Consider the following 13,357-nt stretch of genomic DNA (forward strand, 5'->3'; position numbering starts at 1 on the left):
GCCTGCCCCTAGGCCCTTCCATGGCGAGCAAACCCGGCGAGAGAAAGACCCAGATCCTGCATACGCTTGCGGAGATGCTCGAACAACCGCACGCCGCACGCATCACCACCTCGGCCCTGGCCGCGCGCATGCAGGTGTCCGAGGCCGCCCTGTACCGCCATTTCGCCAGCAAGGCGCAGATGTTCGAAGGGCTGATCGAGTTCATCGAAACCAGCATCTTCACGGTGGTCAACCAGATCGCCGTCTCCGAGCCCTATGGCATGGGCCAGGCGCGCAAGACCGTCGCCATGCTGCTGGCGTTCGCCGAGCGCAATCGCGGCATCACCCGCGTACTGACCGGCGACGCGCTGGTGACCGAGGACAACCGGCTGCAGGAGCGCATCAACCACATCAACGACCGCATCGAGGCCTCGCTCAAGCAGTGCCTGCGGGTGGCGGTGTCCGACGGCGCACTGCCGGCCGACGCCAATATCGCGGCCCATGCCAGCCTGCGACGCACCTGGTGCTGGGCCGCTGGCTGCGCTATGCGCAAAGCGGCTGGCGCGTCGCCCCCACAACCCACCTGGAGGAGCATCTGCGGCTGGCGCTGGGCTGAGTCGCGGCTTACACGGCGTTCGGCGCAATCGCGCGATGACGCCGGCCATGGCCCGAGGCGTACTGGCTTGCCGCGGGCAGAGGGCGGCCAGCATAATGCCAACGCCCCTTCGCCACAAGCGCAACAAAACGTTGCCTTGATGCACATCAATACGGGTTTTCCGCAGTTCTGTCACGATTGTTGCGTAAATCTGACCTCAACCGGAGAAGCAAATGACTGCGCCAGCCGCTGTCCCTGCCCCGCAATCCCCCCCGAAAGTCAAGATACCGATAGGTCTGATCGCCGGCATCATCGCCATGGTGGTGGTGCTGCTGCTGCCGCTGCCGGCCGAGCTGCCGCCGGCCGGCCACCGCATGCTTGCCATCCTGGCCTTCGCGGTGGTGGTGTGGATCACGGAGGCCGTCTCGTACGAAGCCAGCGCCATCATGATCACCACCCTGATGGCGTTCCTGCTGGGCACGGCGCCCAACGTCAAGAACCCCGACGTGCTCTATGGCACCTCGGCCGCCATCAGCATGGCGCTGACCGGGTTCTCCAACTCGGCGCTGGCGCTGGTCACCGGCGCCCTGTTCATCGCCGCCGCCATGACCTTCACCGGGCTGGACAAGCGCATCGCCCTGGTGACGCTGGCCCGGGTGGGCACCAGCACGCGGCGCATCCTGCTCGGCGCCATCGCGGTCACCATCGTGCTCAGCCTGGTCGTGCCCAGCGCCACCGCGCGCAGCGCCGCCGTCGTGCCCATCATGCTGGGCGTGATCGCCGCCTTCGGCGTGGACAAGCGCTCCAACATCGCCGCCGGCATCATGATCATCGTGGCCCAGGCCACCAGTATCTGGAACGTCGGCATCCAGACCGCCGCCGCGCAGAACCTGCTGACCGTCGGCTTCATGGACAAGATGCTGGGCGAACGCGTGGCGTGGTCCGACTGGCTGATCGCCGGCGTGCCCTGGTCGTTGCTGATGTCCGCGGTGCTGATCTTCGTGGTGCTCAGGCTGCTGCCGCCCGAAAGCGATGCCATCGCCGGCGGCAAGGAGGCCGTCGAAGCCTCGCTGCGCGAACTCGGCCCCATGACCTCGGCGCAAAAACGCCTGATGCTGGTCTCGATCATGCTGCTGCTGTTCTGGTCCACCAAGGGCAAGCTGCACAAGTTCGACACGACCTCCACCACCTACTTCGGCCTGGTGCTGCTGATGCTGCCGCGCTTTGGCGTCATGACCTGGAAAGACGTGCAGACGCGCATTCCGTGGGGCACGGTGATCGTGTTCGGCGTGGGCATCAGCCTGGGCACGGCCCTGCTGACCACCCAGGCCGGCCAATGGCTGGGCGCCCAGGTCGTGGCGCATACCGGCCTGGACCATCTCGGCCCGCTCGGCATCTTCGCCATCCTGTCGGCCTTCCTGATCCTCATCCACCTCGGCTTTGCCAGCGCCACCGCGCTGACCTCGGCGATGCTGCCCATCCTCATCGCGGTGCTGCAGACGCTGCCGGGCGATTTCAACCGCCTGGGCATGACCATGCTGCTCGGCTTCGTGGTGAGCTACGGTTTCATCCTGCCGATCAACGCGCCGCAGAACATGATGGCCCTGGGCACCGAAACCTTCACCGCCAAGCAGTTCGCCAAGGTCGGCATCGTGCTGACTATCGTGGGCTACCTGCTCATGCTGCTGATGAGCGTCACGTACTGGCGCTGGCTGGGCTGGATGTAAGGAGCGCGCCATGAAACTCTCGATTGCCCAGGCCATCGCGTTCGGCCAGCGCCTGCTGGCCGCCCAGGGGGTGCCGGACGACATCGCCCGCGACGTCGCCGAGCACCTGGTCGAGTCGGACCGCGTCGGCTACACCAGCCACGGCCTGTCCATCCTGCCCAATTACCGCCGCGTGCTGGCCGAAGGCTTCGTCAAGGCCGACGGCCGCGCCAGGCTGCTCAACGACCGCGGCGCCATGCTGGCCTTCGACGGCGACAACGGCTTCGGCCAGCACGTCGGCAAGGCGGTCATGCAGCAGGCCATCGAGCGGGCCCGCCAGTACGGCCAGTGCATCGTCACGCTGCGCCGCACGCACCACCTGGGGCGCATGGGCTACTACGGCGAAATGGCCGCCGAAGCCGGACTGATCCTGCTGGCGTTCACCAACGTCGTCAACCGCCCGCCCACGGTGGCGCCCTACGGCGGCGCGCAGGCCTGCCTGACCACCAACCCGCTGTGCTTCGCCGGCCCGCTGCCGGGCGGCCGCCCGCCCTTCCTGGTGGACATGGCCACCAGCTCGATCGCGGTCAACAAGGCGCGCGTGCTGGCGGCCAGGGGCGAGCCGGCCCCCGACGGCGCGCTGATCGACGCGCAGGGCAACCCGACCAACGACCCGAACGCGCTGTTCGCCGACCCGCCCGGCGCGCTGCTGCCGTTCGGCGGCCACAAGGGCTACGCCATGGGCCTGGTCGCCGAGCTGCTGGCGGGCGTGCTGTCGGGCGGCGGCACCATCCAGCCGGAACATCCCCGCAATGGCGTGGCGACCAACAACATGTTCGCCATCCTGCTGGACCCGCAAGTGGATTTCAACGCCGATTGGCGCACCCAGGAAGTCGGCGCCTTCATCGACTACCTGCATGCGTGTCCGCCGCAACCCGGCGTGGACCGCGTGCAGTATCCGGGCGAATACGAGGCGATGAACCGCGCGCGCCATGCCGAGGCCATCGAGTTCGAAGGCGCCATCTGGGACAGCCTGGCCAAGCTGGCGCAGGACCTGGGCGCGGCCGACGCCCTGCCGCGCGCCTGAAGCCGCCCCTTCCCCGGCCGCCGCCTCAGGCCGGCGCGGGGCGGCGGCGGCTGATGCTCATGAGGATGCCGCAGGCAATGCCCATGGTCAGCAAGGCGGTGCCGCCATAGCTCATGAAAGGCAGCGGCACCCCCACCACCGGCAGGATGCCGGTCACCATGCCGACGTTCACGAACACGTAGATGAACATCATCATCGTGATGGCGCCGGCCAGCAGGCGGCCGAACTGCGACGAGGCCCGCGAGGCGATCGCCAGGCCGCGCGCCATGAACAGGCCGTACAGCACCAGCAGCGCCACTCCGCCATACAGGCCGAACTCCTCGGCGTACACGGCGAAGATGAAGTCGGTGGTGCGCTCGGGGATGAAGTCCAGGTGTGTCTGCGTGCCCTGCATGTAGCCCTTGCCGTACAGGCCGCCCGACCCCACCGCGATCATGGACTGGATCGTATGGAAGCCCTTGCCCAGCGGATCCGAGCTGGGATTGAGCAGGGTGCAGACGCGGTGCTTCTGGTAGTCGTGCAGCACCACCCAGTCGACCTCCGGCTCGCACAGCTGGTCTTCGTAGTAGATCAGCGTGCCGATGGCGATGATGCCGGCCAGCAGGCAGGGCACCAGCAGCTTGAACGACAGGCCCGCGAAATAGATGACGAAGAATCCCGCGCCGAACACCAGCAGCGCGGTGCCCAGGTCGGGCTGCAGCACGATCAGCACGAAAGGCGCGGCCAGCATCGCGGCGGCCACGAAGAAGTCGCGGATCCGCACTGCCCCGTCGTGGCGCTGGAAGTACCAGGCCAGCATCATGGGCACGGCGATCTTCATCATCTCGGACGGCTGGATGCGCGTGACGCCCAGGTTGAGCCAGCGCGTCGCGCCCTTGCTGGTCTCGCCGAAGAACTCCACTCCCAGCAGCAGGATCACGCCCAGCACATAGAAGGGCAACGCCAGCTTCATCAGCGTATTGGGCGGCACCAGCGCCATCGCCCACATGGCCGCGAAGGCGATCAGGAAATTGCGCGACTGCTCGGCGAAGCGCCAATCGGTGCTGCCTACCGCCGAATGCATGACGGTCAGCCCCAACAGGGTGAACAGGATCAGTATCAGCAGCAGCGGCCAGTCGAAAGCGGTGAACACGCGCAGCAGGATCAGGCCCAGGCGTTTCATTGGCGGCGCTCCTGCATGGGGCCATCGGTGGCGCCCAGTTCCAGGGTGGCGGCCTCGGGCTCGGCGGCGACCGGCTTGGCGCCGGCCCGCACCACCGACGGCGCGTCGGCCCGGCCGAGCCAATTATCGAACAGGGTGCGCGCGATGGGCGCCGCGGCGCTGGCCCCCCAGCCGGCGTTCTCCACGATCAGGGCCACGGCGATGCGCGGCTGCTCGACCGGCGCGAACCCCATGAACAAGGCGTGGTCCCGCAAGCGCTCGTCGATGGCGCTGGCGCGATACTGGCCGCCGCGCAGGCTGAACACCTGCGCGGTGCCGGTCTTGCCGGCGGCCTGGTAGGGCGCGCCGGCGAAGGCGCGCCGCGCCGTGCCGGCGCGCACCACGTCCGCCATGGCGCGCTTGATCACGTCGACGTTCTCCTGCTTGAGCGGGATGCGGTAGTCGGGCGCGATCTCGGTCGGGTTGACCGAGCCCGAGCGCGAGTCGCGAATCGCGTGCACCAGGTGCGGACGCCGATACAGGCCGCTGTTGGCCAGGGTCGAGGTGGCCTGCGCCAATTGCAGCAGCGTGAACGAGTTGTAGCCCTGCCCGACCGCCACGGAAATCGTTTCGCCGGCATACCAGCGCTGGCGATCGCGATCCTTGTAGGCCTTGCGCTTCCATTCGGTGGACGGCAGCACCCCGGCCTTCTCGCCCTCCAGGTCGATGCCGGTGATCTGTCCGAAACCGAACTGCTTGGAAAAATCGTGCAGCGCGTTCACGCCGATCTCGGGGCCGAGCGAATAGAAATAGGTATCGGACGACACCACGATGGCGCGGTGCATGTCCGTCATGCCATAGGCGGCGCCGCCGGCGTTGCGGAATTTCTGGCCGCCGAACTCGAAATAGCCCGGATCGGGCATGCGGTCGGTGGCGCGCCGCTTGCCCAGCTCCAGCGCGGCCAGGGCCACGAACGGCTTGTAGGTCGAGCCGATGGGATAGGTGCCGTACAGCGGCCGGTTGATCAGCGGATGGTCGGGCGACTCGTTCAGGCGGCGCCAATTCTCGACGTCGATGCCGTCGACGAACAGGTTGGGATCGAACGAGGGTTGCGAAACGAACGCCAGGACTTCGCCGGTATCGGGATCGAGCGCCACCAGCGCGCCGCGCCGCCCCTCGAAGGCCTGTTCCGCCAGCTTCTGCAGCTCCAGGTCGATCGACAGCATGATGTCCGAGCCCGGCACCGGGTCGATGCGGCGCAAGGTGCGCATGGGGCGTCCGCCGGCCGTGACCTCGACCTCTTCCAGGCCGGTGCGGCCATGCAGGGCGGCTTCCCAGGTTTTCTCGATGCCCTTCTTGCCGATGACGTCGGTGCCGCGGTAGTTGCCCAGCTGGCCGGCCTTGTCCAGCTCTTCGATGTCGTTCTCGGCGATCCGGCCGATGAAGCCGACCACGTGCGCCGCGGCCTCGCCCTGCGGATATTCGCGCACCCAGCGCGCACGCAGCTCGACGCCCGGGAACTCGAACGAATGCGCCGAGAACCAGGCGGCCTCGGTGTCGTTGAGGTTGTTGCGCAGCTGCAGGCTGGCATAGCGGCTGGATTCGCCCACCCGGCGCTTGAAGCGGCGTTGGTCGGACGGGCTGATGTACACGACCCGCGCCAGGCGATCGAACAGCTGGTCCAGGTTGCCGGCCTGGGCCGGCACGACCTCCAAGGTATAGGTGCGATAGTTGCGCGCCAGGACTTCGCCGTTGCGGTCCAGGATCTCGCCTCGCCGCGGCGGGATGGGCACGACGGCGATACGGTTCCTGTCCGCCCGCTCGGAAAACCCCTCGTAGCGGTCGACCTGCAGGTACCAGAACCGGCCCGCCAGCACGCCGAAGCAGGCCAGCGCGAACAGGCCGCCCACCCAGGCGCGCAGGCGAAAGCGCTGCTTCTGCTGCTGGCCGGTTTTCTTGAATTCGAACATGCGTCCGCCCGGATCAGACGGCGGAAGATTCGACGTCGTCGTAGCGTCGCTGCGGCATGTGCAGCACCCAGCCGGCCAGCGGCCAGATGGCGACGGTCAGGCCGACGCTCACGGCCCATTGCCAGCCCGGCCACTTGCCCGCCAGCCAGGCCAGGATGATCTGCGTGACCAGTTGGGCCAGGAAGAACACGGGCAGCATGTGCATGGCCTGGCTCCAGAGGTCGAAGCGCTGCAGGCGGCGATGCAGCGCGATCGCCCCGTAGGCCGTCAAGGTGTAGGACAGCGCATGGCCGCCCAGCAGGCCGGCGTCGTGGACGTCGAGCAGCAGCCCGAACACGAAGGCCGTCAGCAGGCCGACGCGGCGCGGTTCGTGCACGCACCAGAATGCGATGACCAGCACCAGCACGTCGGGCGAGCCCGGCCATTGCCGCCAGGGCAGCAGCGACAGCAGCCAGACCAGCAGCACCGTGCCCCACACGAAGACGCCATGCGCGGGGCGCGCCAGGCGTTCGGGCTCGACGTTGCTGGGCGTACCCAGCTTGCGTCGAACCGGGACGGAAACCTTAGTCCGCTCCATCGACATCGGCCTCCTGGCGGTTGGATTCGGCCTGGTCCACATCGACCTGCAGGACCAGGAAATGGCGGTAGCGCTCGGGATGCGCCAATGGCTCGCCCAGGGCGCGCGCGAAACCCGAAGCGGTGTCGCGTTCGACCGAGGCGACCTTGGCCACCGGCAGCCCGGCCGGGAACAGGCCGCCCACGCCGCTGGTGACTATGGTATCGCCGACCTTGATGTCGGCGTTGGCCGCCAGGTAGCGCACCTCGATCACGCCGGGGGTGTTGGCGCCGAAGGCGATCAGCCGCAGGCCGTTGCGCAGCACCTGCACCGGGATGGACACGCGCTCGTCGGTGACCAGGGCGGCTTCGGCGGTCATGGGGGTGACGCGCACGATCTGGCCGACCACGCCGCCCTCGTCGATGACCGGCATGCCGGGCGCCAGGCCCGATTTGGCGCCCTTGTTGAAAACCAGGCGCTGGTGAAAGGCGTTGGGCGGCTCGTACAGCACTTCGACCACCACCGCAGACTGCGCCACCGTGTCGGTCACGCCCAGCAGACGCCGCAGCTGGGCATTCTCGGCGGCCAGCTGCGCCGCGTGCGTGGCCACCTGGGCCAGCTCGATGCGCTGGCGCTGCAAGGCTTCGTTCTCGCTGCGGATGAGGCTGGCGGCGTTGATCCATTCGTCGACCTGCTGCACCAGGTCGCGCGGCGCCATGACGGCGCGCTGGAAGGGATACAGCGCCACCGACACGGCGCGCCGCACCGGTTCGAGCACGCGCAGCTGGGAATCCACGATCAACAGGGCCAGCGCCAGGATGACCAGCACGGCCAGCCGCACCTCGGCCGGCGGGCCGCGCCGAAACAGCGGAGGGGTCGCTTGTCGTTGCATGGATAATCAGCCCGGGCCTGCCTGCCCGCAGCTGCTTCGCGGGCCGCGCCGGCCTGCTGCGTGCAGGCCGCCGGGCCGCGAGACAGGCTCAGTCGTTGATGAAGATGGCGCCGAGTTTCTCAAGATGCTCAAGCGCTTCGCCGCAGCCGCGCACCACGCAGGTCAAGGGATCGTCTGCCACCACCACCGGCAGGCCGGTTTCTTCCTGCAGCAAGCGATCCAGGTCGCGCAGCAGCGCGCCGCCGCCGGTCAGGGCAATGCCCTTGTCGGTGATGTCGGCGCCCAGCTCGGGCGGCGTCTGTTCGAGCGCGATCTTGACGGCCGAGACGATCTGGTTGAGCGGATCGGTAAGCGATTCGAGGATCTCGTTGGACGAAACCGTGAAGCTGCGCGGCACGCCTTCGGCCAGGTTGCGGCCCTTGACCTCGATTTCGCGCACTTCGGAGCCGGGGAACGCCGAGCCGATTTCCTTCTTGATGAGTTCGGCGGTGGGCTCGCCGATCAGCATGCCGTAGTTGCGGCGGATGTAGTTGACGATGGCCTCGTCGAACTTGTCGCCGCCGACGCGGACCGAGCCCTTGTACACCATGCCGCCCAGCGAGATGACGGCCACTTCGGTGGTGCCCCCGCCGATGTCGACCACCATGGAGCCGCTGGCGTCCGAGACGGCCAGGCCGGCGCCGATGGCCGCGGCCATGGGCTCTTCGATCAGGTAGACGTGGGAAGCGCCGGCGCCCAGCGCCGACTCGCGGATGGCGCGCCGCTCGACCTGGGTCGAGCCGCACGGCACGCAGACGATGATGCGCGGGCTGGGGGCCAGCATATTGCGCGGGTGCACCATGCGGATGAACTGCTTGAGCATCTGCTCGGTGACGGTGAAGTCGGCGATCACGCCATCCTTCATGGGGCGGATGGCTTCGATGTTGCCGGGAACGCGGCCCAGCATCTGCTTGGCCTCGTGGCCGACGGCCTGGATGATTTTCTTGCCATTGGGACCGCCTTCGTGGCGGATGGCGACGACCGAGGGTTCATCCAGCACGATGCCCTTGCCGCGGACGTAGATCAGCGTATTGGCGGTACCAAGGTCGATCGCCATATCGCTGGAAAAGTAACTGCGCAGGAATCCGAACATGGGAGCTCAGCTAGATTCAGGAGTGGGGAGGCATGCTGCGGGAACGCCGACGCCGCCTCGACTGACAGGAGGCTGGCCCGACCGCAACGATTAAACCGTGAATTATAACTTATAATTTCCCCGGAAATAGCGCATAAATGCGGCCTATTCAAGCTTTGTAACGCCTTCGGCCTGTGCATACTGCCAGGTTCCCTTCCTCCGCTACGCCCTCGATTTTTTTCCGGTATTTCATGGCGCTCAACGAACAAGACGTGGCCCGCATCGCCCGGCTGGCCCTCATCGAACTGCCCCCCGACCAGCGTGGCCGGGCCCAGGCCGAACTCAACGGCATCCTGCACCTCATCGAGCGCTTGCAGGCCGTCGATACGCAGGGCGTCGAGCCGCTCGCGCATCCCCTGTCGGCCCACGAGGACATCACCCTGCGCCTGCGCGAGGACGCCGTCAGCGAGCAGGCCACCGAGGCGCGCCGCGCCGAACTGCTGGCCAACGCCCCCGAATCGGCCGACGGCCTGTTCCTGGTCCCGAAAGTAATCGAATAGTCATGACCCAATCCGCCCTGCATACCGAATTCGGCGGCATTGCCGCCTTGCGCGACGCCCTGGCCCGACGCCAGGTCAGCGCGGTCGAGCTGGCGCAAAGCGGCCTGGACGCCGCCCAGGCCGCCAGCGGCCTGAACGCCTTCCTGCACATCGACCCCGATCTCACGCTGGCGCAGGCCCGCGCCGCCGACGCCGCCCTGGCCGCCGGCACGGCCGGCCCGCTGGCGGGCATCCCCATCGCCCACAAGGACGCCTTCGTCACCCGCGGCTGGCGCACCACCGCCGGCAGCAAGATGCTGGCCGGCTATGCCAGCCCGTTCGACGCCACCGTGGTCGAGCGCCTGGCCGAGGCCGGCGCGGTATCGCTGGGCAAGCTGAACTGCGATGAGTTCGCCATGGGCTCGGGCAACGAGAACTCGGCCTACGGCCCGGTGCGCAACCCCTGGGACACCCGGGCGGTGCCCGGCGGCTCGTCGGGCGGCTCGGCCGCCGCGGTGGCCGCCCGCCTGGTGGCCGCGGCCACCGGCACCGACACCGGCGGCTCGGTGCGCCAGCCCGCCGCCCTGTGCGGCGTCAGCGGCATCAAGCCCACCTACGGCACGGTGTCGCGCTACGGAATGATCGCCTTCGGCTCCAGCCTGGACCAGGCCGGCCCGCTGGCGCCCAGCAGCCGCGACCTGCTCGAACTGCTGGACGTCATGACCGGCTTCGACCCGCGCGACGCCACCAGCCTGCAGGCCTGCGACGGCCAGGCCAACGAAAGCGGCCGGGTGCGCCGCGGCCACGACGCCGCCCAGGCCGGCTACGACGCGGCCGGCAGCCAGCCGCTCAAGGGCCTGCGCATCGGCGTGCCGCAGGAATACTTCGGCGCGGGCCTGGCCCCCGACGTGGCCGCCGCGGTCGACGCCGCCCTGGCGCAGTTCGAACAGCTGGGCGCGGTACGCGTGCCCGTGTCGCTGCCGCGCACCGAACTGGCCATCCCCGCCTATTACGTCATCGCGCCCGCCGAGGCCTCGAGCAACCTGGCGCGCTACGACGGCGTGCGCTACGGCCACCGCGCCGCCCAGTACGGCGATCTCAACGAGATGATCAGCCGCTCGCGCGCCGAAGGCTTCGGCGACGAAGTCAAGCGCCGCATCCTGATCGGCACCTACGTCCTGTCGCACGGCTACTACGATGCCTACTACCTGCAGGCGCAGCGCCTGCGCCGCCTGATCGCCCAGGACTTCCAGCGCGCCTTCGCCGACCAGTGCGATGTCATCATGGGGCCGGTGTCGCCCACCGTCGCCAAGAACATCGGCGACAACCGCGACGACCCGACCGCCGACTGGCTGGCCGACGTCTACACGCTGGGCGTCAGCCTGGCCGGCCTGCCGGCCATGTCCGTGCCCTGCGGCTTCGGCGGCCAGGACGGCCGCCGCCCCGTGGGGCTGCAGATCATCGGCAATTACTTCGACGAAGGCCGCTTGCTGGCCTTGGCCGACCGCTATCAACAAGTCACCGACTGGCACCAGCGCGCGCCGGTTTCGCAGGACGCCTGACCATGAACTGGGAAATCGTCATCGGCCTGGAAACGCACACCCAGCTTTCCACCGACTCCAAGATCTTTTCGGGTAGCAGCACGCGCTTTGGCGCCGCCCCCAACACGCAGGCCAACGCGGTCGACCTGGCGCTGCCCGGCAGCCTGCCGGTCATGAACCGCGGCGCCGCCGAACGCGCCATCCTGTTCGGCCTGGCCGTGGGCGGCAAGGTCGCGCCGCGCTCGGTGTTCGCCCGCAAGAACTACTTCTACCCCGACCTGCCCAAGGGCTACCAGATCAGCCAGTACGAGCTGCCGGTGGTCGAAGGCGGCACGCTCTCGTTCTTCGTCGGCGAGGAAGAAAAAACCGTCAACCTGACGCGCGCCCACCTGGAAGAAGACGCCGGCAAGTCGCTGCACGACGAATTCAGCCTGGCCAGCGGCGCGCCGGCCAGCGGGATCGACCTCAACCGTGCCGGCACCCCCTTGCTGGAAATCGTCACCGAGCCCGAAATGCGCTCGGCCGCCGAGGCCGTAGCCTATGCGCGCGCCCTACACAGCCTGGTGGTCTGGCTGGGCATCTGCGACGGCAACATGCAGGAAGGCTCGTTCCGCTGCGACGCCAACGTCTCGGTACGCCCGGTGGGCCAGAAGGAATTCGGCACCCGCACGGAAATCAAGAACGTCAACTCGTTCCGCTTCCTGGAACGCGCCATCCTGTTCGAGGCGCGCCGCCAGATCGAACTGATCGAGGATGGCGGCACCGTGGTGCAGGAAACCCGCCTGTACGACGCCGACCGCGACGAAACCCGCAGCATGCGCAGCAAGGAAGACGCGCACGACTACCGCTACTTCCCGGACCCCGACCTGCCGCCGCTGGTCATCGGCCAGGACTGGGTCGACGCGGTGCGCGCCGGCATGCCCGAACTGCCGACCGCCCAGCGCGCCCGCTTCGAGGCCGACTACGGCCTGCCCGCCTACGATGCCGCGCAACTGACCGTCAGCCGCGCCATGGCCGACTACTTCGAGGCGGTGGCGCGCGCCCTGCCGGCCGGCCAGGCCAAACTGGCCGCCAACTGGATCATGGGCGAAGTCGCGGCCACCCTGAACCGCGAAGAGAAGGACATCGACGCCGCGCCCGTATCGGCAGCCGCCCTGGCGACCCTGATCAACCGCATCATCGACGGCACGATTTCCAACAAGATCGCCCGCGACGTGTTCGCCGCCATGTGGGCGGGCGAAAACGGCGGCGACGCGGACGCCATCATCGCGGCGCGCGGCCTCAAGCAGATCAGCGACAGCGGCGCCATCGGCGCCATGATCGACGAAGTCCTGGCGGCCAACCCCGCCATCGTCGAGGAATACCGGGCCGGCAAGCAGAAAGCCTTCAACTCGCTGGTCGGCCAGATCATGAAGGCCGCCAAGGGCAAGGCCAACCCCCAGCAGGTCAACGAGCTGCTGAAGGAAAAGCTAGGCTGATCCCTCGGGAGCCTGTCCCCGCGGGGACAGGCTCCCGCTGACTGGAATGCCCGCCCCTGCAGGGACAGGCCCATGATCCGCGCCTACACCCCGTACTTGCTCCGGTACGCCTGCACCGCCGCGCGGTGCTCGGCGAACTGGGCGTCGTCTTGCAGCAGGGTCATGATGTCGGCCAGGGAGGCGATGCTGACCACCGGGATGCCGTAGGTGCGCGCCACGTCCTGCACGGCGGAATGCGGCGACAGGGCGTCGTCGGGACCGGCGCGTTCCATGCGGTCCAGGGCGATCAGCACCGCGGCGGGCTCGGCGCCGGCGGCGCGGATGATCTCGACCGATTCGCGCACCGAGGTGCCGGCGGTGATGACGTCGTCGATGATGACGACCTTGCCCGTCAGCGGCGCGCCCACCAGGGTGCCGCCTTCGCCGTGGTCCTTGGCTTCCTTGCGGTTGAAGGCGAACGGCACGTCGCGCCCGGCCATGGCGGCGTGCCCGGCCAGCGCCACCGACGTAGCGGTGGCCAGCGGGATGCCCTTGTAGGCCGGGCCGAACAGCATATCGAACGCCACGCCGGAATCGACCAACGCCTGCGCGTAGAAGCCGGCCAGCGCGCCGACCGAGCGGCCCGAATTGAACAGGCCGGCGTTGAAGAAATAGGGACTGATACGGCCGGACTTGACCTTGAAGCTGCCGAAACGCAGCACGCCCTCGTCGAGGGCAAAACGGACAAAATCAGCGGCGGTAGAGGCGGAGGCGGACATACGT

Annotated in this window: 11 protein-coding genes and 1 pseudogene; 6 read left to right on the forward strand and 6 right to left on the reverse strand. The window is 68.2% G+C overall.

Annotated features, from left to right (window positions below; all coding sequences use genetic code 11):
* The first annotated feature begins 20 nt into the window (after positions 1-20).
* From slmA to LK409_RS18475, 3 genes and pseudogenes are all read left to right on the forward strand, one after another.
* Positions 21-595, forward strand: a pseudogene (gene slmA / locus LK409_RS18465) (nucleoid occlusion factor SlmA).
* A gap of 212 nt (positions 596-807) precedes the next feature.
* Positions 808-2,301 carry a DASS family sodium-coupled anion symporter gene (locus LK409_RS18470; RefSeq protein ID WP_010929363.1) on the forward strand — a complete coding sequence of 498 codons (1,494 nt, stop codon included), beginning with the start codon at positions 808-810 and terminating at the stop codon, positions 2,299-2,301.
* A 10-nt stretch (positions 2,302-2,311) separates the two neighbouring features.
* Entirely contained in the window at positions 2,312-3,367 is a 1,056-nt protein-coding gene (locus LK409_RS18475) for an Ldh family oxidoreductase (RefSeq protein ID WP_003815197.1), read from the forward strand.
* A gap of 25 nt (positions 3,368-3,392) precedes the next feature.
* On the opposite strand, the gene rodA is transcribed toward LK409_RS18475, so the two are convergent.
* From rodA to LK409_RS18500, 5 genes are all read right to left on the reverse strand, one after another.
* Positions 3,393-4,529 (reverse strand): rod shape-determining protein RodA, encoded by a 1,137-nt coding sequence (gene rodA, locus LK409_RS18480; protein WP_003815198.1) that lies wholly within the window; start codon positions 4,527-4,529, stop codon positions 3,393-3,395.
* Positions 4,526-6,478 carry a penicillin-binding protein 2 gene (gene mrdA / locus LK409_RS18485; RefSeq protein ID WP_010929364.1) on the reverse strand — a complete coding sequence of 651 codons (1,953 nt, stop codon included), beginning with the start codon at positions 6,476-6,478 and terminating at the stop codon, positions 4,526-4,528. The genes rodA and mrdA overlap by 4 nt, the downstream gene beginning before the upstream one ends.
* 13 nt (positions 6,479-6,491) lie before the next feature.
* Positions 6,492-7,055 carry a rod shape-determining protein MreD gene (gene mreD, locus LK409_RS18490; protein ID WP_010929365.1) on the reverse strand — a complete coding sequence of 188 codons (564 nt, stop codon included), beginning with the start codon at positions 7,053-7,055 and terminating at the stop codon, positions 6,492-6,494.
* On the reverse strand, positions 7,042-7,926 hold the full coding sequence (gene mreC / locus LK409_RS18495) for a rod shape-determining protein MreC (protein WP_003815203.1): 885 nt from the start codon (positions 7,924-7,926) through the stop codon (positions 7,042-7,044). Before mreC ends, mreD begins: the two co-directional genes overlap by 14 nt.
* Before the next feature lie 88 nt (positions 7,927-8,014).
* The gene (locus LK409_RS18500; protein WP_003815204.1) at positions 8,015-9,058 is read right to left on the reverse strand and encodes a rod shape-determining protein; all 1,044 of its coding nucleotides are present in this window, start codon (positions 9,056-9,058) and stop codon (positions 8,015-8,017) included.
* Positions 9,059-9,288: 230 nt separating this feature from the next.
* Here LK409_RS18500 and gatC point away from each other — a divergent pair, with 230 nt between their 5' ends.
* The 3 genes from gatC to gatB are packed head-to-tail and all read left to right on the forward strand — an operon-like array spanning position 9,289 to position 12,595.
* Entirely contained in the window at positions 9,289-9,597 is a 309-nt protein-coding gene (gene gatC, locus LK409_RS18505; RefSeq protein WP_010929366.1) for an Asp-tRNA(Asn)/Glu-tRNA(Gln) amidotransferase subunit GatC, read from the forward strand.
* Between the two features lie 2 nt (positions 9,598-9,599).
* Complete coding sequence (gene gatA, locus LK409_RS18510) at positions 9,600-11,138, forward strand: Asp-tRNA(Asn)/Glu-tRNA(Gln) amidotransferase subunit GatA (protein WP_010929367.1); 1,539 nt, start codon at positions 9,600-9,602, stop codon at positions 11,136-11,138.
* Positions 11,139-11,140: 2 nt separating this feature from the next.
* The gene (gatB, locus tag LK409_RS18515; protein WP_010929368.1) at positions 11,141-12,595 is read left to right on the forward strand and encodes an Asp-tRNA(Asn)/Glu-tRNA(Gln) amidotransferase subunit GatB; all 1,455 of its coding nucleotides are present in this window, start codon (positions 11,141-11,143) and stop codon (positions 12,593-12,595) included.
* An 83-nt stretch (positions 12,596-12,678) separates the two neighbouring features.
* Here gatB and pyrE read toward each other — a convergent pair whose 3' ends face one another.
* Positions 12,679-13,353: an orotate phosphoribosyltransferase gene (gene pyrE / locus LK409_RS18520; RefSeq protein WP_041937307.1), complete on the reverse strand. Its 675-nt coding sequence runs from the start codon at positions 13,351-13,353 to the stop codon at positions 12,679-12,681.
* Positions 13,354-13,357 lie beyond the last annotated feature (4 nt).

Source organism: Bordetella parapertussis, from assembly GCF_020735925.1.
Classification (GTDB): Bacteria; Pseudomonadota; Gammaproteobacteria; order Burkholderiales; family Burkholderiaceae_B; genus Bordetella; species Bordetella pertussis.